The sequence below is a fragment of the Nostoc sp. genome, from assembly GCF_036916575.1.
GTDB lineage: Bacteria > Cyanobacteriota > Cyanobacteriia > Cyanobacteriales > Nostocaceae > Nostoc.
Map to the genome: position 1 here is coordinate 1 of NZ_JBALGC010000132.1, position 22725 is coordinate 22725.

19 protein-coding genes and 1 pseudogene are annotated in these 22725 nt (G+C 42.2%); 9 read left to right on the forward strand and 11 right to left on the reverse strand.

The genetic code is table 11. The features are described from left to right. Positions 1-118: 118 nt before the first annotated feature. Positions 119-535: an ATP-binding protein gene (locus V7L29_RS29120; RefSeq protein ID WP_334737660.1), complete on the reverse strand. Its 417-nt coding sequence runs from the start codon at positions 533-535 to the stop codon at positions 119-121. A 149-nt stretch (positions 536-684) separates the two neighbouring features. On the opposite strand from V7L29_RS29120, the gene V7L29_RS29125 reads away from it, so the two are divergent. Further along, complete coding sequence (locus tag V7L29_RS29125; protein ID WP_334737661.1) at positions 685-1875, forward strand: SpoIIE family protein phosphatase; 1191 nt, start codon at positions 685-687, stop codon at positions 1873-1875. Positions 1876-1922: 47 nt separating this feature from the next. On the opposite strand, the gene V7L29_RS29130 is transcribed toward V7L29_RS29125, so the two are convergent. The 7 genes from V7L29_RS29130 to V7L29_RS29160 all read right to left on the reverse strand — a co-directional run bounded on the left by V7L29_RS29130 (position 1923) and on the right by V7L29_RS29160 (position 10678). After that, on the reverse strand, positions 1923-2249 hold the full coding sequence (locus V7L29_RS29130) for an STAS domain-containing protein (protein ID WP_334737681.1): 327 nt from the start codon (positions 2247-2249) through the stop codon (positions 1923-1925). Between the two features lie 105 nt (positions 2250-2354). Next, complete coding sequence (locus tag V7L29_RS29135; RefSeq protein WP_334737662.1) at positions 2355-3065, reverse strand: PIG-L deacetylase family protein; 711 nt, start codon at positions 3063-3065, stop codon at positions 2355-2357. Positions 3066-3153: 88 nt separating this feature from the next. Further along, positions 3154-5157, reverse strand: a complete 2004-nt coding sequence (locus tag V7L29_RS29140) for a glycosyltransferase (RefSeq protein WP_334737663.1) — start codon at positions 5155-5157, stop codon at positions 3154-3156. A gap of 185 nt (positions 5158-5342) precedes the next feature. Further along, positions 5343-6848: a DUF3131 domain-containing protein gene (locus tag V7L29_RS29145; protein WP_334737664.1), complete on the reverse strand. Its 1506-nt coding sequence runs from the start codon at positions 6846-6848 to the stop codon at positions 5343-5345. A 53-nt stretch (positions 6849-6901) separates the two neighbouring features. After that, positions 6902-7117, reverse strand: a complete 216-nt coding sequence (locus tag V7L29_RS29150) for a hypothetical protein (protein ID WP_334737665.1) — start codon at positions 7115-7117, stop codon at positions 6902-6904. A gap of 299 nt (positions 7118-7416) precedes the next feature. Further along, on the reverse strand, positions 7417-10308 hold the full coding sequence (locus V7L29_RS29155; protein ID WP_334737666.1) for a DUF3131 domain-containing protein: 2892 nt from the start codon (positions 10306-10308) through the stop codon (positions 7417-7419). 145 nt (positions 10309-10453) lie between these two features. After that, a complete protein-coding gene (locus V7L29_RS29160) occupies positions 10454-10678 on the reverse strand; it encodes a site-specific integrase (protein ID WP_334737667.1) in 225 nt (74 codons plus the stop codon). Positions 10679-10920: 242 nt separating this feature from the next. On the opposite strand from V7L29_RS29160, the gene V7L29_RS29165 reads away from it, so the two are divergent. The 4 genes from V7L29_RS29165 to V7L29_RS29180 all read left to right on the forward strand — a co-directional run bounded on the left by V7L29_RS29165 (position 10921) and on the right by V7L29_RS29180 (position 13521). Then, a complete protein-coding gene (locus V7L29_RS29165) occupies positions 10921-11796 on the forward strand; it encodes a toll/interleukin-1 receptor domain-containing protein (protein WP_334737668.1) in 876 nt (291 codons plus the stop codon). 324 nt (positions 11797-12120) lie between these two features. After that, entirely contained in the window at positions 12121-12504 is a 384-nt protein-coding gene (locus V7L29_RS29170; RefSeq protein WP_334737669.1) for a hypothetical protein, read from the forward strand. A gap of 8 nt (positions 12505-12512) precedes the next feature. After that, positions 12513-12848, forward strand: coding sequence for a hypothetical protein (locus V7L29_RS29175; protein WP_334737670.1), 336 nt, complete (start codon positions 12513-12515; stop codon positions 12846-12848). 130 nt (positions 12849-12978) lie between these two features. Continuing rightward, complete coding sequence (locus tag V7L29_RS29180; protein WP_334737671.1) at positions 12979-13521, forward strand: Uma2 family endonuclease; 543 nt, start codon at positions 12979-12981, stop codon at positions 13519-13521. Positions 13522-13750: 229 nt separating this feature from the next. Here the strand turns inward: V7L29_RS29180 and V7L29_RS29185 are convergent, their stop codons facing one another. After that, positions 13751-15268: a DUF3131 domain-containing protein gene (locus tag V7L29_RS29185; RefSeq protein ID WP_334737672.1), complete on the reverse strand. Its 1518-nt coding sequence runs from the start codon at positions 15266-15268 to the stop codon at positions 13751-13753. A 364-nt stretch (positions 15269-15632) separates the two neighbouring features. On the opposite strand from V7L29_RS29185, the gene V7L29_RS29190 reads away from it, so the two are divergent. Further along, positions 15633-16208, forward strand: coding sequence for a TIGR04376 family protein (locus V7L29_RS29190; RefSeq protein WP_334690590.1), 576 nt, complete (start codon positions 15633-15635; stop codon positions 16206-16208). Between the two features lie 431 nt (positions 16209-16639). On the opposite strand, the pseudogene V7L29_RS29195 reads toward V7L29_RS29190, so the two are convergent. Both V7L29_RS29195 and V7L29_RS29200 read right to left on the reverse strand, forming a co-directional pair. Further along, positions 16640-16774, reverse strand: a pseudogene (locus V7L29_RS29195) (hypothetical protein); the annotation flags it as partial. Next, positions 16774-19341 (reverse strand): penicillin acylase family protein, encoded by a 2568-nt coding sequence (locus V7L29_RS29200; protein ID WP_334737673.1) that lies wholly within the window; start codon positions 19339-19341, stop codon positions 16774-16776. The gene V7L29_RS29200 and the pseudogene V7L29_RS29195, both read right to left, overlap by 1 nt. Before the next feature lie 186 nt (positions 19342-19527). On the opposite strand from V7L29_RS29200, the gene V7L29_RS29205 reads away from it, so the two are divergent. The 3 genes from V7L29_RS29205 (at position 19528) to V7L29_RS29215 (ending at position 22588) form a co-directional block, all read left to right on the forward strand. Then, positions 19528-19827, forward strand: coding sequence for a hypothetical protein (locus V7L29_RS29205; protein ID WP_334737674.1), 300 nt, complete (start codon positions 19528-19530; stop codon positions 19825-19827). A gap of 280 nt (positions 19828-20107) precedes the next feature. Then, positions 20108-20848: an RNA methyltransferase gene (locus V7L29_RS29210; protein WP_334737675.1), complete on the forward strand. Its 741-nt coding sequence runs from the start codon at positions 20108-20110 to the stop codon at positions 20846-20848. A 174-nt stretch (positions 20849-21022) separates the two neighbouring features. Continuing rightward, the gene (locus V7L29_RS29215; RefSeq protein WP_334737676.1) at positions 21023-22588 is read left to right on the forward strand and encodes a serine hydrolase; all 1566 of its coding nucleotides are present in this window, start codon (positions 21023-21025) and stop codon (positions 22586-22588) included. Positions 22589-22725 lie beyond the last annotated feature (137 nt).

Genomic DNA, 22725 nt, shown 5'->3' on the forward strand with positions numbered 1-22725 from the left:
CGAGCGATAGAGAAGTAATCCGCCCTGACGCTCTTATTGCTTCCCTACACTCCGTTTCGGTCGCAATGACAATATCAGCGTTGCGTAAGTCCTACAGTAGTGCCTATCATCGGCATCTTTAATAATATTTACTAATAAATAAACAGTAACGATTATCTGCCGTCCGCTCATAACTCAACTTGTCAGCAATGGCGGACATGATTTTTAAGCCACGCCCGCGCTCTTGATCATTCTCCTCAAATTTAAATGTTTGCCGTAATTGCTGCTCTAAGTCAAAGGGTTCGCCTTGAGACCAGATGCGAATTTCTATGTATTCATCTAACCGCACAGCTTCCATCTCAATAGGAGTTTCAACAGATAAATTTTTGTGAGCATGTTCAACAATGTTAGTAAAGCCTTCTATCATCAGTGTTTGACATTGCCACCAAGTTTGCTTATCGGGAATAGGTGGTTGATTTATCTGCTCAAACCAAGACAAAACTTGAGGTGAAGCTGTCAGGTCTGTGTTAACTTTTAAATAAATTTTATTATTCACTTCTTAACTAATAAAATATTTTAAAATCATCATATTCGTTAATTATTTATTTAATTTGAGTATTATTACTATACATTAAAAACTAAATTGCATATAAGTTAAATTAAAGCAACTATTTACTTATGATTTTACTTAGTAAACTGTAATTTATGTTTAAAATTCTGGTTATTGATGATGACCCTACAGTGCGAGCAGTACTGAAAAATACACTCCAAAAGCAGGGTTATGAGACTACTGTAGCCAGCAATGGCGAAGAAGGAATTATACAAGCACAACTGCTACGTCCTGCTCTGATTATCTGTGACTGGATGATGTCCCACATAGATGGGCTAGAAGTGTGTCGTCGAATTAGAACAGATCCAGAGTTGGCAACTACTTTTTTTATTTTATTGACAGCTAGGGGAGCAGCTCCAGGAGAGGAGGAAGATAGAGTTAGGGGACTTGACGCTGGAGCAGATGAGTTTATCTCTAAACCAATAGAGATGAATGAATTGAAAGCACGGGTAAGAGCAGGACTAAGGTTACACCAGCTAAATCAGGATTTACAAAGTCAAAAGCAAGCTTTGGAGACACTCAATCAGGACTTGCAAACCCAAAAGCAAATTTTGGAAGCAGAATTGTCTGAGGCAGCTGCTTATGTGCGATCGCTTTTACCCTCACCGCTTGTAGGATCAGTAACTACAGAAAATCTGTTTATTCCCTCAGCGCAGCTAGGAGGTGATTGCTTCGACCATCATTGGATTGACGAGAATAATTTGGCAATTTATTTGTTAGATGTATCAGGTCATGGGGTGGGTTCAGCCCTCCTATCTGTATCCGTGCTGAATGTTTTGCGATCGCAATCTTTACCAAACACTAACTTTTGTCAACCAAGTAAAGTCCTGAAAGCCCTTAATCACGCCTTTCAAATGAGCAAGCACGGTGATAAATACTTCACAATCTGGTATGGAGTTTATCACCGCCTTAAACGTCAACTCATTTATGCCAACGCCGGACATCCGCCAGCTTTACTGTTATCTAATACCTCTACGAACAGTATTCAAGTTAAACAGCTAACTTCTTTAGATTTACCAATTGGCTTTTTACCTGAAGTCCAATTTGAGGATGCTGTTTTTGAGGTCGAAGAAAATAGCACTTTGTACATTTTTAGTGATGGTGCTTATGAAATTAATCAGTCAGATGGTAAAATTTGGGGTATTGATGCTTTCATTGACTTACTAACCAAATATAGCCAGAAAGATAGCTGTAACCTCAATCAACTACTAGCAAACATTCTCACTTTAAATTATCAAGATAATCTTGATGATGATTTATCTTTGGTAAAAGTTAATTTTGGTTAGTATAGTCAAATATGCACATTCAAGTTTTGTTTTGTCTAACAGCTTGCTTACTGTGTTGCTAATACTTGGCGATTGAATTCATCTTGGTCAGCAAAGGTTTTAAAAATTCTATCCATTTTAGTCAGTTCAAACAACATCTTAACTTGATCGCTGATAGAACAGACAAAAAGTTTACTATTAGCATTTCGTACTATTTGCATTGCTGATACTAAAGCACCTAAACCTGAACTATCAATAAACTTTACTTCTTTCATATCAAGCAACAAAATATCGGCTCCATTATCTACGATATTGCTAACTTCACGACGCAGTTCATTACCTCTAATTCCATCTAAAATTCCAGATAGTTCTAGCACTTTTACACTCAAACTCATGGTTTTATTTTCCTGTGATTTGCTTTGATAATATGTATTTATATTTTGGCATCGACCTAAGTAAACCGCAAGAGATAAAGCGATAATTTTGTATTTTGTATGCAATTAGCTATTTTTTAGTGATTCGTAATTATTATTTGATATCGCAGTAAAGAAGCTAGCATTTACACATTGACGAGAAATTTCAAAAGCTTCAAAATAACCATCTTTTTGACCTAACTCTCGTGCCCAAAAACGAGATAAAACTAGTATGGCATCAAGTTGCATGAATGCTTTATTTGCTTCTGATTCATAACAACCGATAGCTGCAACTTTTTCCTCAATTACAGAGGTAATATCCACAAAAAAGTTAGGTTCAAAACCACGCAAAAAAACAGGCGGTGCTGAATACCATAAAGATATGTTTTTGCGCGTAGCAACATTAGAAACTGCGATCGCACACACTTCATGATCTCTATGTCCATATTTTTCAGGTTGTGGTGCGTGAGTAATAATTAGATCAGGTTGCCAACGCCCTAGAGCTTCTTCAGTAACTTTAATCACTGCTTGTGTTGAGAAATTGCACTCCTCAAATGCATGAAATTCGTAAGTTGCACCGATGATTTTACCAGCTGCGTCTGCTTCTTGATGACGTGTACCCTTAATAAGCGAACTGGAAAGACTGCCTTCAGTCAAAATTAAGCAACGAACATTCCATCCTGCCTTAGACATCAGACTGAGAGTGCCAGCAGCAGGTAGAACTTCATCATCAGCATGAGCATAAATTGTTAAGACAGTTCGCTGACTAAATTTGTTTGAGTCTAAATAAGTGTTCATAGCTGTTTTCTTTCTAAATTGGATTTGCAAGTCAGCAGTCATGAGTTATTTATTCACCTGCTCTTCCCCAGCTTTCTCTGCTAGCCTCTTAGGGTTCTTTTGAAGGCTGCCAAACAGATGCGCGGATAATAGCCCACAAAAGTAATAAGTTATAGATAGCCCATGCACCATTGAGTAGGTGAACCAAAGGATAATTTAAATGACCAATTGTAAAGCGGTAAAGACTCCACAATATTCCTAGAATAGTGAGGGCAAAGACAACCAACTGTGGCCAAACGAGCCCGAGATAAATTCCGGATTGGCGTTGCTTAGGTGTTACTTGGAAATTGAGCTTTTGTCCTATGAACACACTCCATACGGCTTGGATCAATAAGGGGAATAAAGCGATCGCATATTGTTCAGAACGCCAAACTTCTCTAGCTGGAATGCCCCAGGTAGCTGCTAGGAAGGTGAGACGGTTGATAATAAAAGCTGGGAAAAAGTGTACGGCAAAGTCAGGCCCGTAAGTTTTAACTGGAACAATGTCCGTAAAAAAATAGATAATTGGACAAGAAATAAAAACCAGAGTTGCAAAACCAGAGAAATAACTATACATCGTCTTAAAATATTGCAACCTTTGCCAAAAGGTTAGCCCTGATTTTGTCAGTGGATTTTCCCTCACTAGCACTTGGATAGTTCCTTGTGCCCAGCGTAGCCGCTGTTTAAGAGTAGAACTCAGATCATCTGGCGCTAAACCTTCTGCCAAAAGTTCATTGTGATAAACAGATTTCCAGCCAGCACTATGCAGACGCATGGCTGTATTCATATCTTCGGTAATACTATTACTCGATACCCCACCAACTAAATCAAATTCATCTAAACGTTTTTCATCTTTGACAAATTCATCAGCAAAATTTTGCAGTCCTACACTAACTAATGCCTCACGCCTCAGTATCGCATTTGTGCCTGTATAGAACGCAGCATTCATGCCATCTTTACCTTGTTGAAGTGGGCCATAAAATAAATTTGCTCGATGTCCAAAAGGATCGCCTGGAGGAATATTGTAAAAATCTTGGCGGGTCTGTACAAAAGCAATTTGATTCTGGTCATATTTTCCTGTTGAAAGATTGTAGGTGTAGAAATAAGGCAGAACTCGCTTGAGAAAATTTGGCTTGGGAATGTGGTCGGCATCTAGAGTGACAATAAAGTTTCCTGCCGTTTCTCCAGAAAAAATTGCGTAATTGATGTTTCCTGCTTTAGCATGATGCGCTACGCCAGGCGTTTTGGGACGAGCAATGTAGCGAAACCGGGAGAGTTCCACCAGTTCCAGTTCTTTTTTGCGAATAGCTTCTTCTAAGGCTTTTTGTTCGGTAGTTAAGCGTTCGCGTAGCGTCTTTGGAGGAGAATCGCTAATACTTTGATGCTGTGGAGGTAACCAAAGAATAAACTGTCGCAGACTTTGCACAAATTCGGTAGCAAATTGATTAACCACCGATTCTGATGATTGCAACCATTTTTCAGCAGCTTGAGTATTAGGTGTGAGATTTTTCAGTTGCTTCAAGCGCTCCAACAAACAAGAGTGTTCTGCATCAATCCGATTCGCTTCTTGTTGTAGTTGTGCTGACTGCAAATCCTCAATAGACAATCTTTCTGTCATAGCCCGCATATCAGCCGAGTTGCCATCATCCAGCACATAAACGCGTAATTTTGTTGCCGGGTAATCCATTGCCAGAGCAGCTTTGGCAGTTTTTTCGACAATTTCCGGCGGCTCATTGTAGCAAGTGACAAACACATCCACTGATGGCCAGTCGGATCTGGGTATAGGTGGGGTCATCTGGTCGAGAGACTTAATCTGTCGCACTAAAGGACGCCATAACCCAATTACAAACATCACGCCGCCGAAATAGCTATAAATCTCTGCGATTAGCAAAGGAATAGAAAGCCAGAGCGCATCAAAATTGATGGAATGGGTGATGCGCCATTGCAAATACCAGATCCCAAAAATTAAATTTATTTCTGCCAGGTAGCGAAATAACAGCGTTCTTTTTTTGAGTAATGAGCGACTGTTGCCAGAAAAGTTTGAAGAATTATCACTAATAGAAACTGAAGTCATGTTAGTACCAGTAATTAAAACAATTAAAATTTGATGATTAAAAATTAAAACTTGAATTGCTTGAAGTTTTAATTTTTAATTTTTGAAAGGCCAAGCACTAGTGCAACACGGCGGAAATAAACATACCCTTCGGGTTCACCAGTCGCCTGCGGAGGGAAACCCTCCCGCAGCGCTGGTTCACCATTTCAAATGGCGCAAAAGCCCAAAATGCAATTATGCGTGACTTTTGACTTTTGACTTCCGCCTTGCGGTACTAGTGGATGTCTGCCTCTAGCTTGGTAAAGCAGACTTTCTAAAATGATCGCATTCGTATTAATGTCAACTGAAGCATTAACACCTAGTTTGGAATTTTCATATCGACCTGAGAGATAGCCGCGATTTTTATCGGCTAAATTTTGAGCAAAGTCTCGCAACATTTTTGTGTAAGGCTCATCTGGCATGAGAGCAAACCAAGAAAATGCCGCTTTCGTACTGACAAACCGCAATTGGGGATAGGCTTTTCCTGCGGTGTTCACGGCTTGCCAAGATTGGCCATTGGAGTAGACGCTATAATACAGAAAGTAAGGAAGACGATCCAAGGAGTCTTCATTTACAGCAGTTAAAATCCCAGTACGCTTAAACCGTTGTTGTTGCACTTTAAAAAGATTTTGCACTTGAGGTTTAACAACATCATTCCAACCCATTTCTAAACCCCAGAGTAAATAAGGATCATTCGTTAGGTAGTTAGTAGCCCCAGAGTTTTTGAAATTACGCTCGTCGATTTGCAGTTTAATTCCATCTATTTCAACCGTTTTTACTGGTGGATTGGAAAGAGCATTTGAAGCTTGAATATTCCACAGCTTTAAACTGTGAGCAGTGTATTGCTCGTAGCCTAATCGCCCTTCCTGTACTTCGAGAAGTTTGCCTGCTCTAGGAATGGCACCATTTAACCAACCATCTTTGACAAGTTTCGATATATGCCAACGAGCGACAATGCGATTGATGCGATCGCTATATTCTGGATAATGCGATCGCATAACATGCAATCCTAATAAAAATCGCCCCATATCCAAAGCTGACCAACCACTTGTACCCTTGGGATCGGGTGTGTCATTGAGATGTCGCATCTGGGCAGTACGGGTGCTATAAGCTTTGTTGGGCAAACCAGTTGCAGGTAACGGCAGTTTTTCCAACGTCTGTAGCAATGTCTTCATCCGCTTTTGGAAAACATCTTGCGGCAATAACCCTAACTGGTAAGCGGCATGAATTCCCAATAAGGCGCTACCCTGATCCCACCAAGTTGTCCAAGGCAAGTTGTCTCCTGAATTTACTAAACCTGTTTGAGGATTCCAGTTACGTTCAAAATATTTCCAAGCCCGCTCGGCGGCAATTTGATCCGCTTCTTGAGTCAATCGTGATAAAGAAGTTGTTGGCGAAACAGTAGTAGGTTTTTCTGGCGTAGCTGTTGGTTTCGGTGGTGTCGGTTTTGGTTTTAGTGGTAGTGGCGTGACTATAGGAGCAGTCGGTTCTGGAACGGTTTGTGGCAGTGGTGTTTGGACATCAGAGTTAAAGTTATCAGGGACAGCAATGATTGTAGATGGGGTAGCAGAGCATTGCCACGTCGCAGGACTGGGACAAAGCAGGGGTTGTTGATTTGTCGTTGCGTACAAAACTGATTGCAAAATCATGCTTTTGATGCCGCTTGTTGCCATTTATATCTTCTTTGCCAACTCAACAGGCGATAAATAGCCGAAAGCCGGATTATTTACCGCGTCTTTATAACTAGCAGATTTGCCGCTATTACTGTTAATTGCCCAATCACATTTTTTATTAATGTTTTGGAAACTGTTTGGTTGCGAATTTGGTTTAATTTACGGTTTTCGAGTTGCCTTGAGGCATCAGCGATCGCCATTAGATTTTTACTCGCAAAGATGCTTCCTAGTAAAATTAGCATCATCAGCGCCAGTCGTACCTTGTTCATAGATTTGAAGGAATAAACAGGGATTTTGAATCGAGATGCCTGTTGCTCGTGTAAGCTACCGACTGCATTGACTCATGTACAAGTATTCCCAAATACAACTGATTATTAACAAACACAGCTTTATAATTACAGTGAGTTGCATTTCAACTTATTTAGGACTTACACAAAAACCCTCTCAAACTCTCATTCCTCCGTGACCTCTGCGTCCTCTGTGGTTCGTTTTCCGTTACTTGTGCCTAAGTTCTATTATTCTGTGACTTTTGTGCCAGTTACTAGTACCGCTGCCCGGAAGTCAAAAGTCAAAAGTCACGCATAGTTGTATTCTGGGCTTTTGCGCCATTTTGAATCGTATGTTGATTTACGCCATGATGTACTAGTGGAGTCTTTTCGCTACCTGAAACCCAGTAACTTCCAGAACTATCAGAAATTAACCTGGTTCGTTGTATTGCAGTGTTGGGTAAACCTCGCCCAGAATTTCCCTTAGTAACTTCTTGCCACCAAGGAGATTTCATGGTGGTAGTCGGACGAATTAGGGGTTGTTGATTCATCACTTTATACAGCAAGGATTGCAAAATCATACTGTTAGTGCTACTGGTGAAACCAACTGCTGTTTTACCTGTGGTTTCATAGAAGCCCTCATAAAATCCGGCTAATGGATTGTATAAGTCAGTCGTTCCTTGCAGTAACTCTTGACTGTACTTGTTTTCTGGAAGCAAAGCATGAAAAGCAAAAGCGACTGCTGTACTTACCAATCGCCCCTTTGGTACAGGTTGACCATCATCTCCTAAAGCTACCCAAGGATCGCCCTGCCCAATTATTGAACTGTGAACAATGTAAGGTTTACGATCAATCAAGGTGGTAGCTGAGGCTGTGAGGGTACCAGTGCGACGGTAACGTTCAGCTTGCGCCTGAAAAATTGGTTCAAAGAGCGATCGCATTTTCGGATCTAGTCCAAACTCCAGTGCATAGAGTAAGAAAGGATTGCTAACTGTGTATTGGTTAACTTTGGAGTTAGTATCTGTGCGACGGCGTTGGACTGGTACCTTCACTCCCTCTACTGAGGCAGTTTGATATTCACCCCCAACAGCAGAACCATCAACATTAAATCCCCATAATTGAAAAGCACGAGCGGCATATTCTTCATAACCCAAGCGGGTTTCGGGGTTGACACGGGTAAGCGATCGCCCATCTTGCTCTTTAGTGACAGTAGCACTGGAGAGAATACCTTCACGCACCACACGCAAGTATGACCAATCCAGCACAATTTTATCTACAGCAGCCGTGTATTCTGGATGACAGGTTTTTAAGTTGTAAAGCGCTGCCAGTATCCTGCCTAAATCTAAAGCTGACCAGCCGTTGCCTTCTGGAACTGGATTTCCACCATAATCTATTAATTGCAGCGTTCTAGTATCGTAACCCCGGCCTGGCAATTCTTCAGCAAACAACGGTAACTTTGTCAAGGCTGCTAAAAGATGTCGGGTGCGCTGGTCAAATTCTTTGGGTGAAATTATATCGAGCGATCGCGCTGCATGGAGTGCTGCCAGATAATCTCCCAATCCCCAAAGGGTTACACCTTTGAAATCACTGCGATCGTCTATCAACCCACTTTTGGAGTGATAATTCGCTTGGAAGTATCGCCAAGCCGCCTCTGCATAGCGCTGTTCAATTACTGACAGTGGTCGATCTATTTTGAGGTTAGATGATGACTTGGGACTATCCACTGGTGGAATCGGTGCAACGGTCACTTCTGTAGGTTTAGAAGTATCCGCAGGGGTTGGGGTGGGAACTGTAACAATAGAATTTGGTTGATTTGCGATCGGAATCGTAACAGTAGAATTCGGTTGATTTGAGGGTATTGCAAGAGAAACGTTTTCACTGGGATTGCCAGTAGACACACTCACAGAAGTGGAAGCAATTAAAGGGCGATTTCCCCTAGCTTTGTAATATAAAATCTCCAAAATCAGCCCATTAGTATTACCTGTCAAAGCTTTATTGGGTTGTTTTGATTCTTCATAGATACCAGCATAGTAACCGCTATCATCAGGACTGCGAAGATCCTTAACGACATCAAAAACTTTTTGGGCATAAGCATTATCTGGAAAAAGATAGCGCCAGCCAAAAGCAGCTTTTGTACTGATGCTGCGAAACTGTGGATAAGGCTGGTTGGCATCCGTAATAGTTGCCCAGTTTGCACCATTGGCGTAGACGGTGTTGTAGAGAAAATAAGGTGCTTGGTCGATATTATCTTCTGTGACAGCAGTCAACTGACCTGTAGTATCGTAACGCCGTTTTTGCACGTCTAAAACCCTGGCAGCAAAATCAGCTAACTCACCTTGCAAGCCAAATTCAATCCCATCAAGGATATAAGATTCACTAACAACATAATTATTAGCGTTAGTGCTTTTAAAGTCACGGGTATCAACGGGAATTTGCACACCATTAATTTCAACTAACTTAAACGGTTCCAGGGAAATAGCTTTAGGTGCAGAGAAACCCCAAAGTTGATAACCCCTGGCGCCGTATTCTTCGTAGCCTAGTCGTCCTTCTTGCACCAGTAAAGTTTTGTTGTCTGGGAGAACAGTAGCGCCAAAAAGTTGTCCATCTTTGAGCGATCGCGCAATCTGCCACTTTGCTACAATTCCTTTGAGCCAATCATTATATTGAGGATGACAGGTACGGATGACATCAAACGCCGCCAGTATTCGCCCGACATCCAAAGCAGACCAACCAATACCCCGTTCAAGTGGATTGTTGCCATAATCAACCATCTGTGCGGTGGCTGCGTTATAGACTTTATTGGGCAAGGTATCTTCAAATAACTTCAGGCTACTGAGAGTCGTCAAAAACTTATTGAGGCGGGAATCAAAGTCTGCTTGGTCAGTAAGATTCAACCATCGTGCAGCATTCAATGCCATCAGGTAGTTACCCATATCCCAAAGTGTACCAGAAGGATAACCCCCAGTAGAATTGGTAAATCCCGTTGCTGGCTGATAATTTTTCACAAAATACTGCCAAGCCGCACGGGCGTAAGTTTGTTCTTCAGGTGTGAGCGGGGCTGTAATATTGCTACAGCTACTGGAATTTTGGGATAAGACTGGTGTTGGTATGTAAAACAACAATTGCAGAAATGTTCCCACTAGGAACAATGCAATCCATCTTAATAGCTTTTGTTGATGGTGCTTGTATATCATATACAAAAAAGGAATTAGGAGTTAGGAGCGCATAGCGTGTCTGTACAGTTATATTCCTAAATCGAGATTTATGAGGTCTATTCTTTTTGTAATGGCTTTATCGATTCAGTCGAGTAGCATCAGCGAACAATATCAAATCGCGTACTCATGATGGATTTTGAGTTGACGCAGTGACGTTTTCTTTAACAGCTAAATGTGTTAGAAATGCTTCTATTTCTGCACTTTCCATATCTTTAGAATGGCGCTTATCATCAAAAAAGATGTAACGCCTAATCCAGTCAATGTAGCTTTTTTCTATTTTGTAAGAATAATCCTTAAGCCGAATTGTATCCTGAACCTGTTCTAGCAGCTTGTTTGGGCATTCTTGCATAAAGTGATATCTAGAAAATTTCCGTATAATGTCATGAATTGGATGTTATCTGGAAAAGTTTTGGATATCACCAAGGAATATACTGAAAATCAGGTGTTTAAAACCAAAATAGAGTATTTATACGGAAAGGAAATTTTTAGTCTAATATCTAAAATAGGGTATTAGATGTAAAAAGTCTGCATAACATGAAAATAAATACCTGTAAGTATCAAATATGGTATTCAAAGGGAGTATGCCCATAGATGACAGTCAGTGTATTTCTTAGCCACAACAAGGAAGACAAACCTTTTGTTAGGCAGCTTGCAAGAGATTTGGACAATCACGGCGTTAAATTTTGGCTTGATGAAGCTGAAATAAACGTTGGAGACTCTTTAATAGAGAAAATCAGAAGTGGTTTGGATAAAGTAGACTATGTTGCTGTTATTCTATCTCCGAATTCAATTGTCTCATCTTGGGTACAGCGAGAAATGGATGTAGCCATGAATCAAGAGATTAAGGGGAGAAGAGTTAAGGTACTTCCGATTATGTATCGTAACTGTGAATTACCGGGGTTTTTACTTGGTAAGTCTTATGCTGACTTTACCGAAGAATCTCGGTATGAAGATGCCTTTGCAAAACTTGTGCGTAGTATTGGGGTTGTATTCAATAAAAACGCTCTTGAAAGCAATCTTACTGGTGCCACTTTAGGTCAAGCATTGGACAAAGCAGCGATAATAAATCTTCCTTTATTTAGTAAGCCATTTCACAGACCATTCCAATATATAGGCATGAGCATTGCCTCTGCCTCAACTGCCGTAGGGCAGGAACCGAATGAAGTCGGCAATATAATTATTGATAATGATGATTGTCATATGCTCCTTGAGTCCGAGGGTAATCTCATCAATTATGTTGAAGTTGATCTGAAGAAAACCGCACCTCATTTGCAAACACAAGAGTTTGACTCAGTACCAATACTTGGATCGCTTAGTATAAATCCATCGGAAATAGAACTTTCACGAAGGCAGACACACTTCCACACTTATTATGACCACAGGAAAAAACTAAAGATAAGTGTTTCTTGTTTATATGATGGAGCTCCTTTAACAGTAGGCTTTAGTGCAAAATACTATGGAATGTAAAATAAAGAAAAGTCTCAATTTAACGCTGCTAGAATACCTAACAAGCGGCTGCACGCGGAACGGAGGCTAACGCAGTTGGTTTTGATGCAAAATGCAACGTCGTCCGGTGAACCGTAAGCAGTTAACATATATGTGATTTTATTGACCATATTTTTTGCCATTTTTGCGGTTAATTGATGCACATCTTTCATGTTTCTTGTTGCTTATACAATCTTTTAGCTTAAGGGTTCTTAAATTCTCGCAGGGCTATTTGGGCAACGAGATTTTGTTGTTATGCTTAAATCATGAGGGCAAGTAGCTAAATTTAGATTGGCGGTTTGTAACGTGGATGTTCTAATTGAGTCAACAAGACGCTTTGAGAAGGATCTTGCTAAGTTAAGCGAAGATAACAAAGCAACAGCGATTCAAAAAATTAACGATTGCGCTAGCCTCTTCCCAATTCAAAAAGCTGATGTTTATCGTAAGTTGCGTCGTCTTCCTCTACTGTCATATCTTAATGGTTACGAATCTTCGCTGTATACGCTACGGATTTCTCAAAAACTAAGGGTGATTTTGGCAGTTGACGAAGATCCAATTTTTGGGCAAGTTATTTTTACTCTTTTTCGAGTAGTCAAACACGATGACCTCGATAAAGCATATAAAGATGTAGCAGAATCTTTGTATCAAGAGCTACTCCATGACAATCGAGAAATTGCCCAGATCCCGTAAGCTTGTTTATGGTGCAAACCCTTACTCTGTGTGATGAATACGGCATTATTTACGAAGCTATGAAGATTTTGCCAGATGACGACCTAAAGATTTGTTTTCTAGAAGCATTGGCAGAACTTGAAGATAACGAGTGTCACAGAACAAGAAAATTTCCAAAAACGAGACTGCACAAAGTAAAGGGTGTAAAGCAAGCAATTTATCGTGCTGATATCGATAAAGTCTCAGGCTGGCGTATCCACGTTCAATACATTAGTGGGCAAATTCATCTCAAGGATGTTATTGAAGGGCAAAGGCACGATGATGTAATTGAGGTGATTAAATCGAAAAAAGGGCGCTACGAGTAATTCTCAAGCCTATTTACCGTCGCACCCTAACAAGTCACAGCTTGGACTACTGAAACAAAGAAACAACGAGACGAAGTTCAGGACGGTAAAATTGAACTAGGTCTATCACAAGAATGTGAGCAGTTCTGTTATGAAGACGTTGGCTAAATGGTCTGTAGACGACTATCATCGCATGGTTGAGGCGGGCATTCTGCGTGGTCGTCATCTGGAATTGTTAGCAGGCGAAATTGTTGAGATGAGTCCAGAAACCCCAATTCATTACACCACAGCAAAACGAGGTGCAAAATATTTAGAAGAGTTGCTCTTAGGTAAAGCTGATGTTCGTTTGAATGGGCCCATTACACTATCCGACTCGGAACCCGAACCTGATATTGCAATTGTTCGACTTCCAGAATCATCCTACAACGATCGCCATCCTGCTCCTCAAGATATCTTCTGGATTGTGGAAGTTGCCAAGACAAGCTTAAAGAAAGACTTGGATATCAAGGCTGCGATTTATGCAACGGCTGCGATTCAGGAATATTGGGTTCTAGACTTATCTACTAAGCAGATGATTGTGTTAAGGAACCCTCAAGATGGTAAGTACGTTGAAGAACATACTATTGGGGAAGGAATGATTACACCACTAGTATTCGCAGACGTTTCAGTTTCTGTTAAGAGGCTTTTATCATGAGGCGATTACTATATATGTGATTTTGTTTACCATATTTTCTGCCATTCTTACGATTATGAATTGATGCACACCTTGGACATTGCTCCCGCAATGTTTCCGACGGGCTATGACGCTCGTTCACGCAGCGTGCCGTAGGCAAGACTCGCTAACGTTTCGCTATCGGCGTCGCTCGAATTCATACTTCTATGCAAGGCCAGTTTTTTCATTGCCTGAAAATCTTAGCTGTAAGTTATGGTGTTCTGATACCCCTTTCGGTTGACTTCTGACTTTTAACTCCTGCCCACACAGTAAGTGGTTGTCCCACCTGTTTATACAGCAAGCTTTCTAAAATCACGCCATTATTGTTGGCAGTGAGAGTTTTATTCGGCTGATGCAAAGACTCATAGAAACCGTTGTACCAGCCATCTTTTGACTTGAGGTTAGCTTGGACAAAATCAAATAACTGCTGCGTGTAGGCAGTGTTATAAAGTACATACCAGCCGATCGCAGCTTTGGCACTGAGGAATCGCAAATCGTTGTGCTGTTCTCTGGTATCTGCGATGGTTGCCCAAGGTTCTCCATTGACAAACAAACTGCTGTAAACGAAGTATGGAGGGCGATCTAAGTTGTCTTCGGTGACGGCGGTTAATTGTTTTGTAGCTTTATAACGCGCTGCTTGAGCAGCTAAAATCCGATCAGCATAGGCTTTAGGCAAAGCTTGAAACCCAGTTTCGATGCCATCTAAAATATAGGGTTCGCTAAGAACGTAGTTATTCGCTCCAGAGTTTTTATAGTCACGTTGGTCATAAGGAATTCCCTGTCCGTAAAGATCAACAAAGGCAGCATGGGACTGATAATCTAAGGCTTGCTTAACATTCAATCCCCAAAGCTTCAGACCATAGGCAGCATAATTCTCATAGCCCAAGCGACCTTCTTGGTTGTACTGTTCTTCACCTTTGATAACGGCAGTACCGTACATTTGTCCATTTTTGGTCAGACGCTTGACTTGCCAATGTTTCCAAACGTCTGTGGAAAGCGATCGCATCTGTGGATACTTTGCCTCGACAATTTTCAGCCAGATTGCCATCCGCCCTAAATCGATGGCTGACCAACCAATTTCTTCGCGTTTTTCTAGTTGACCATAATTAACAGGTACAAGGGTTTTTGCATTGTAGACCTTGTTGGGTAGCTCCCCTTTGTATAAGGGCATAGATGCCAGTGTTTTCAACATTTTGGTCATTTTTGCTTCAAACTCAGCCACAGGCACAATATTAAGTTCTCTAGCACTAATTAAAGCTGCGATCGCAGCTGTCTGATCCCATATACTTACAGAGGCAAAGCCATCAACAGAATTGACTAAGCCAGTTTCATCGTTCCAGTTGCGTTGGAAGTATGACCAAGCTTGACGGGCAGTTGTCGTTTCCTCTGGGGTCAGTTTTCCAACTCCAGGAGCAACATAGGGAATGATCGCTACTGTTAGTTGGTTCTTAAGAATAGGTTGACCTGGCAAAACTACAGATTTTGCATCAAGGCTGGCAACTATTTCAGCTTCTTGAGCACCAGAGACAGGGGCTTGGAGTTTGTGCGGTTGTACCAACTGCCGTGCAGCAGTTTCGGATTTTGATATTTCAGGTTTTTCTATAAAAGTCTTGGAAAGTTGCTTAGACCAAAGATTTAAAATTGCGATCGCTATTACAGCGGTAACGACTCCTCCTACAGTAGCTAGTATGGACAAGCTCTTAGGTGGCGGTTGAAAATCAGAACTCATGCAGATTAAAGCCTCATTTTATAAATCAGTGTTGAAAAGCGTAGTTTCACCAAATACATTCTTCCCAACTTTGAAATCTAACTAACACCCAGAAGTTCACCTGACTTTTCACGGGATGCAAAAGTGAGTGATTCTTATCCAAGCAACGCCTGTTTACCGCATGGCAGGTATCGCAAATTGCCAGCAGTCGAGACTCTCAACGCTGTTATAGTTATCTGCTCTGACAAAACGGGCACGATACAGATGAGTGTAACAATCTGAAGGTAAAAATTATTATGACGAGAACTATTAAAATTTAAATTCTACCCACGATGATTATTACTACAATAAAATAGTCACGCACCCGATCTCTGGAGTTCTAGCAGTGGGCTTATTTGATGATTTGAGTCGGTTTCTAGAAAACCGTTTAGAAGAATTCTTGCGTAACAATCCACATTTGGAGTTAGAGGCGCTGCTAGAACAGCTGCGTGAGCAAGAGGAAGATACATTAAAGCTAATCGCAGATTTACAATTACAAGAGAAGCGATCGCAAGAAGAAATTCTGTCCACTGCTCAAGAAATTCAGCGTTGGCATATCCGTGTTCAAAAAGCCAAAAACGCTGGCAGAGAGGATTTAGCGACTGCTGCGGGTGAGCGAGAAGCAGCCCTGTTGCGGGAAGGAAATCAGCGCTGGGGACAGATGCAAGGGCTGAAAGAACGCATTAACCAATCTCAGGAACTACTGCGAAAAATTCAGCAGCGGCGACAGGAGGTACAAGCTAAAGCAGCCGTTGCACAGACTAACCGTGCTAAAGCGCAAACTCAGCAGCGTTTTGAAACCAGTGGCTGGTCGAATCAAACTAGTAGTTATTCTAGTGGGTTTGATGACTTAGAAGAGAAGTTCCGTAGCTGGGAAACCCAAGATGAGTTAGAACAAATGAAGCGGAATCTGGGGAAATAAACCAACGAAAGAATCAGATTTATCATTTAATTTTTGTTTTAAGGATGAAAGTAATCGCCTAATATAGCACAAATATTGGCGTCAGGAGCAAAGCCAAAGACGCTCTGCGGCTTGGCGTCAGAAATCATATCATCATCGGTAAATTACTTATGATATGACTTCAACACTAGGAACTTTTGCAAGGCACTGAGGCTAAATTTGTGCATTAGATTTATAGTTTTTTGGGGCTAAAGCGCTACTACGAGCTTTTAGCTATTACACCATTTTAGTCTTGCCACGCCACTACGTTATATTAAGTCTGGCTAATCACTTGTGATTAAAATCTCCCTGCGTTTCCTGTACCCCTTCCCCACGGAACGCTGCACGAACGTGGAAGCAAGCTACGCGCAGCATCTCCCTATGAACTCTAATAGACATCTCGACAATGAATAATCAATTGTAATGCTATCACCTTCTTGTATAAGAGCGATCGCACCCCCAACTACTGCTTCTGGTGCAACATGACCAACAACCGCACCATAAGTACTGCCAGAAAAGCGCCCGTCGGTAATTAATCCTACAGCATCTACTCTCGCAATTTTGGAATTAACTTCAGTGTTGTAGCAGTGTTATTTGCAACAGTATTCTGTTCCCAAAGCATCTGGTGATATTCAATTTTGCGCCAGAAGTCAACCATATCGTTGTAGTGCCTATGAAAAGCATGACCTGATTGTCCAGGAGTATGAATCGCTACTGAGTTATCCAAATTTCCCAAATCTATAATCATCCGCAGTGAAGGAATATCACTTACTTCAAAGGATTTGTTTGCTCTCCAGCGATTAGCATTCACTGTTTCGCCGTTACCAGCCGTGGCAAATGCACCACGATTAAATAAAGCTTCAATAGGTGCAACCCCAGATTTACCCAAAGTTGCATTACGAAAAGTAACAGTATGTAGTTTGCCCCAATTCCAGTTTTTTGGGTCTTTACTTTGAATACGTTCTAGTTCATCCACGGCTTCTGTAAAAGACTGCCGCAGGATTTGGTCGCAGTTCTCAACTTTTGGGGTGTTGCGGTTGTCCCACCAAGAACTATTAGGCTGTTTTACCAGATTTGCTACCACAGCATACCAGCGATCGCCTCCATCAGGAAAGTATCTTTCAGGCAACTGATCGTCAAACGTATCTGCTAGCAAGTGTTTCCAGAATACTTCAAACAAAGCAGCAGCAGATGATGTCATTCCCAACTGCAAATTCCAATCTCGCAGCAATTTTTGGGCTGCTTGTAAACGGGGGGTATCAACAGTGATAGATTGTAATAGTGGCACTAGTGTTTGTGCATTCAGATTGCGATCGTCACCTTGTATCCGCTGCACATCCTTCAGGGAAATTGGCTGGATTTGTTGTGAAATCATCTCAACGATGCGCTTTGCTCGGTAGCCATAAACCCAATCTGCGGTAATTAGGTAAGGATATTCACGCATAACTAAATTATTGGCAGTAGCAATATAACCTTGAGGTGGATTGAAACTTTTGGGTAACTGCTCAAAGTCGATATAGCCTTGCCACTCATATTCATCCGTCCAACCAGGAACGGGATAACGCCCATTTCCCTTGGCGCGGATGGGGAATTTACCAGGCATTTGGTAGCCAATATTGCCATCAATGTCAGCATAGACCAAGTTTTGAGCCGGGACATCATAGTTACTGGCAGCAGTACGGAATTCCTGCCAGTTTTGGGCGCGATTGATCTGGGGAATGGCATACCCTAGTTTGGAAGGGGCTAGGGCTGTCCAGCGCAGGGCTACGGCGTAGTTTTGCGGTAATTCTAGGGGCTGACCTGGCTTGAGCTGCTTGAGATTGGATGAAACATCAGAGAGAATCGGCCCATGTCGGGTATAGCGTACCGTTTGCACAATCGGCTGACTTCCGGCTACTTGAATCGTCTCTTGCAGGAGTTGCATATCAAGCCATTGGCCATTTACCTGATACTGATTGGGGTTATTTGGGTTGATTTTCTCGATGTATAAATCCATTACATCAGATTGTACATTGGTGACACCCCAGGCAATGCGATCGCTATGACCGATAATTACCCCAATCATTCCCGCAAAGGAAAAGCCAGTAACGTTGTAGGGACATTCTGTACTCTTGGGTATGCAATGCAAACCAACCTCATACCAGATAGAAGGTATTTGCACACCTAAATGCGGGTCATTCGCCAAAATTGGCTTACCTGTAGCCGTGTGTTCACCAGATATCACCCAGTTGTTTGAACCAATGCCTATTCCTGTAGGCCCTATTGTTTGTTCCAAAGCCATCATCGGCAAAGTAATTGACTCTAAAGCAGGGAAGACATCTGGAGAATCGAGAAGTGCTTCAACATCATTGTCCCCCCCTCTCCCTGCCTCCCCTGCTGCCGCTGCTTGCTGAAACTTAGGCAAAATCACTGGCAGGTCTTTAGGGTATGGTGGAAAAAGTTCCTCTACTTGAGTGAGAGTAAGGCTTTTGAGCAGGATTGCACGTTCAATTTCGCTCTGGAAATTTCTACCTAAATTGTAAGCCATTACCTTCCCCCAAGTCAGGGAATGCAGTATTTGCCAAGGTTCTGGCTTATACCCAGGATTGAGAAATTTTAGCACAGCGTATTCTAAACTTAGAGCGTTGTTTTGATGCTTTGCCAGATAGGCATTGACACCATCTGCATAAGCTTCCAGATATGCCTTCATCTCTGCATTAATTTCCGGAATTTCTTGCTGTGCCACCCTTGCCCAACCCATTGTCCGCAGATATCTGTCAGTGTCAATCTGAGAGGAACCAAACATTTCTGAGAGTCGCCCAGAACCAATGTGTCGCCAAAAGTCCATTTGCCAAAAGCGGTCTTGGGCGTGGATATAACCTTGCGCCATAAATAAATCGTGGGAGTTGACAGCATAAATGTGGGGAATTCCCCATTTATCGCGCTGGACGGTTACTTCAGCTTTGAGTTCAGGTAGTTGAATTGTGCCACTCTCTTGAGGAAAGGATTGGCGCACAGTGTAAGTGGCAAATCCCACTAATAATAGCCCCAGCACTAACAGCACAATCAAAGTTCTTTTGAGAATCTGAGGAAACCAACGTTTCCTGAAGCTTTTTATTTGGGCTTGGCGTGGCATTGTTTAGTGAAATAACGCGATGTTACAAAGTTGATATTACAGTAGAATGAGCAATATTGATTTGATGCTTGTTCTACCACCTTTACAATAAGGAAAAGGACACACTTCAGGAAACCGCACCATGTCGAAAATCAGCCTGGAAGTATCAGAGGAACTATCTCACAACCAGCACAAGTAGGCGATGCCTTGCGGCAAGCCACTTCGTGTCTACGCTTACCTGAATTACTTACTCTGAGCCTCCAACAACCAGCTGTACCAGCACAAGTTTACCGATATATCCTCGATTTTTTGGCTAGCAACCCCACTCCTGAACAAATTGCTGAATTTAAACCCACTCTCGAAATGCAAGAACGGTTGCGTACCTTGCTAGCACGTAGTAACGCAGGTGAACTCACACCCACGGAGTTGAAAGAACTAGATAAGTATGAACGTATTGAACACTTAGTTGTGATGATTAAAGCAGGTAACTTATCTTATTTGACTTAGGATCGTTTTCTCCACAAACAGGGGCTTTTAGTTTTCTCTTCAACCCACGCACCCAGAAATGGGCTGAATACTTCACCTTTTTAGAACTAAATCTGGTGGGATTAACGCCTTCAGGACGTACAACAATTAGATTGCTACAAATAAATAGCGTGAACTGTTCAGACCTGACGCAGGCATTCACTTACACAGCTAAAATGATTTCAAGGAAACTCTTCAGCAGAACCACAACGCTGAGAATTAGCCTATAAGTATTATCTGGTACAATCGCAGGAGGCAAGAAATGGGCTTGGCTGGATTAAGAATTGTGTTGGTAGAGCCAGCTGGACCGATAAATGTCGGAGCGATCGCCAGGGTAATGAAAAATTTTGGGCTATATCATTTAGTATTAGTAAATCCCCAATGCGATCCGCTGTCGGCGGAAGCTTTAATGATGGCTGTTCATGCTAGAGAAATTTTAGAATCTGCGGTATTAGTGGCGACCTTACCAGAAGCATTGCATGGATGTGTAAGGGCGATCGCTACCACTGGTCGTGTTCGGAGTTGGGAAACACCCTTAGAAAAACCCCGCACTGCACTACCTTGGTTATTGGAGGAACCAGAAAAACCCGCAGCATTGATTTTTGGCAGAGAAGACCGGGGATTAAGCAATGAAGAATTAAATTATGCACAGCGGTTTGTTGGCATTCCTACAAGTCAAGATTATGTAGCACTGAATTTAGCTACTGCCGTAGCAATCTGCTGTTATGAACTGTCGCAATGTGCAGAGCAAGCTGAAACTCCTACCTTACCCCAAACTGAACTTGCACCAATAGATGTTGTGGAAGCATACTATCGGCAATTAGAATCACTATTACTGAAAATTGGTTATCTGTATCCGCATACGGCAGCTAGTCGCATGGAAAAATTTCGCCAACTGTATAATCGTGCTAACCTGAAAACTGGGGAGGTAGCCATGCTGCGAGGAATTTTGCAGCAGGTAGAATGGGGACTTAAAAACTACAGGGATGGTGAAAACTTGTAATTATTCGTTTAATATGTACGCAATCATCCCCCCAAAATAATTAATATGACTTAAACTAAACACAAAAATGCTACTTAGTGGCAAAGTGGAATTTGAATATTAATATTGCTTAAAGATTAAGTTTTGGGTCAGGAGTCTGCAATAAAAAAGCCAAGTGGGTCACAAGGAGTAACGGTGTCAGAGTCAAGTGACGAACGGAAAGCTTTCTCGCGGCGTCAACCCTTAAATGGCCGCCAGCGTCCACAAAAGGTTCAAAAAGTGGCACAGAAGAAAGTGAAAGCTAAGAGCCAGCAGCAAGCTGCGAATGGACGAAAAGCGGCGCTAACAGTCCAAAAAAATCAGATCAGTCCTCCCCCAGTCCCTGGTGCTACATGCAGGGTAAAATCGGGGTTAGTCATGCCAGCGGCAGTAAAACCAATACCTAATGTGAAGGGGAAAATTCCTCCCTTTCGACCAGGTGCTGTGATGGTTAAAACAGTGCGGATGGAAAAGCCAAAAAGAGGCCGGCGCTCATCGCGCAAGACGCAGTTAAAGCCAATGGCCAAAACTATATTGTATGTTGTGCGGTTGTTGATTGTGGGTGTTGGGATGGGTGCAATTGTGGGCACGGTGTTGTCAGTATTAGACCCGGCTAATCGGATCAGCACAACTTCTGTGCCGCAATCTAATAGTAATGTGGTGCGATCGCAGCCACAACCTACTCAAACTCCCCCAGATGGATCTTCGAGCCTATACCTATCCCAAGAAATTCTCCCCTTAAAAAATGCTGTGCAAAATTTGGCGGCGACTAACCCAAATCTTACACCCGGAGTTTTCTTCGTAGATTTAGATACTGGTAATTATGTAGATGTCAATGGCTCAAACAGTTTTCCGGCGGCTAGCACAATTAAGCTGCCAATTTTAATTGCCTTTTTCCAGGATGTGGATGCAGGGAAAATTCGTCTAGATGAAATGCTGACCATGCAACAGGATGTGGTAGCTGGCGGTTCTGGAACTCTGCAATATAAACCAGCCGGAACCCAGTACGCCGCTCTGGAAGTCGCTAGTAAAATGATTACAATTAGCGACAACACAGCGACAAATATGCTAATTGCCCGACTGGGAGGCATAGACGCTTTAAACCAGCGTTTCCGGAACTGGGGATTGACAAACACAATAATTCGTAATCAACTCCCAGATTTGCAAGGGACAAACACCACTAGTCCAAGGGAATTGGCAAATTTGATGGCGATTATGAGTCAGGGAAATTTGGTGAGTATGCCATCACGCGATCTCATGCTTGATATCTTGCGTCGTACTCAGAAAGACACTCTGCTACCGTCGGGTTTGGGAACAGGCGCAAGAATATATCACAAAACAGGTGATATTGGCACAATGTTGGCAGATACAGGTTTAGTTGCTCTGCCAACTGGTAAGCGCTACATAGCTGCTGTCATGGTACAACGTCCTAATAACGACCCTCGCGCCGAAAAACTGATTAGCTCAATTTCTCGTGCTGCCTACCAAGAGTTTAGCCAAAATGCTGTTACACCCAACAGTACCACAAGCACTATACCCGCAAATGGTTATCAGCCCCCTGTTGTGAATCCTGCTTTACCCAACGGTACGACAGGCACTGTACCCATGAGCGTTTATCAGCCTCCTGTTGTGAATCCTGTACCCAACAGTATGGGAGGTACTGTGCCGGCAAATGGTTATCAATCTCCAGTTATGAATCCCCAGTATTATCCCCAAAGATAATTTGGGATTTTTGAATTTTGCATTGTTTATGACATCCACCCCCCCTCATAAATGAGCGGCAAACTAGAGCTGATTGCCTGCCAACCTCACCCGATTGAGAGTAACGGTTTTAATCCTAACGCGACAAAGTAAGATGC

Bases quoted from the DNA above. Each gene is read 5' to 3' on its own strand.
- V7L29_RS29125 (WP_334737661.1), top strand. From the start codon at position 685: ATGTTTAAAATTCTGGTTATTGATGATGACCCTACAGTGCGAGCAGTA.
- V7L29_RS29130 (WP_334737681.1), bottom strand. From the start codon at position 2,249: ATGAGTTTGAGTGTAAAAGTGCTAGAACTATCTGGAATTTTAGATGGA.
- V7L29_RS29135 (WP_334737662.1), bottom strand. From the start codon at position 3,065: ATGAACACTTATTTAGACTCAAACAAATTTAGTCAGCGAACTGTCTTA.
- V7L29_RS29140 (WP_334737663.1), bottom strand. From the start codon at position 5,157: ATGACTTCAGTTTCTATTAGTGATAATTCTTCAAACTTTTCTGGCAAC.
- V7L29_RS29145 (WP_334737664.1), bottom strand. From the start codon at position 6,848: ATGGCAACAAGCGGCATCAAAAGCATGATTTTGCAATCAGTTTTGTAC.
- V7L29_RS29150 (WP_334737665.1), bottom strand. From the start codon at position 7,117: ATGAACAAGGTACGACTGGCGCTGATGATGCTAATTTTACTAGGAAGC.
- V7L29_RS29155 (WP_334737666.1), bottom strand. From the start codon at position 10,308: ATGATATACAAGCACCATCAACAAAAGCTATTAAGATGGATTGCATTG.
- V7L29_RS29160 (WP_334737667.1), bottom strand. From the start codon at position 10,678: ATGCAAGAATGCCCAAACAAGCTGCTAGAACAGGTTCAGGATACAATT.
- V7L29_RS29165 (WP_334737668.1), top strand. From the start codon at position 10,921: ATGACAGTCAGTGTATTTCTTAGCCACAACAAGGAAGACAAACCTTTT.
- V7L29_RS29175 (WP_334737670.1), top strand. From the start codon at position 12,513: ATGGTGCAAACCCTTACTCTGTGTGATGAATACGGCATTATTTACGAA.
- V7L29_RS29180 (WP_334737671.1), top strand. From the start codon at position 12,979: ATGAAGACGTTGGCTAAATGGTCTGTAGACGACTATCATCGCATGGTT.
- V7L29_RS29185 (WP_334737672.1), bottom strand. From the start codon at position 15,268: ATGAGTTCTGATTTTCAACCGCCACCTAAGAGCTTGTCCATACTAGCT.
- V7L29_RS29200 (WP_334737673.1), bottom strand. From the start codon at position 19,341: ATGCCACGCCAAGCCCAAATAAAAAGCTTCAGGAAACGTTGGTTTCCT.
- V7L29_RS29210 (WP_334737675.1), top strand. From the start codon at position 20,108: ATGGGCTTGGCTGGATTAAGAATTGTGTTGGTAGAGCCAGCTGGACCG.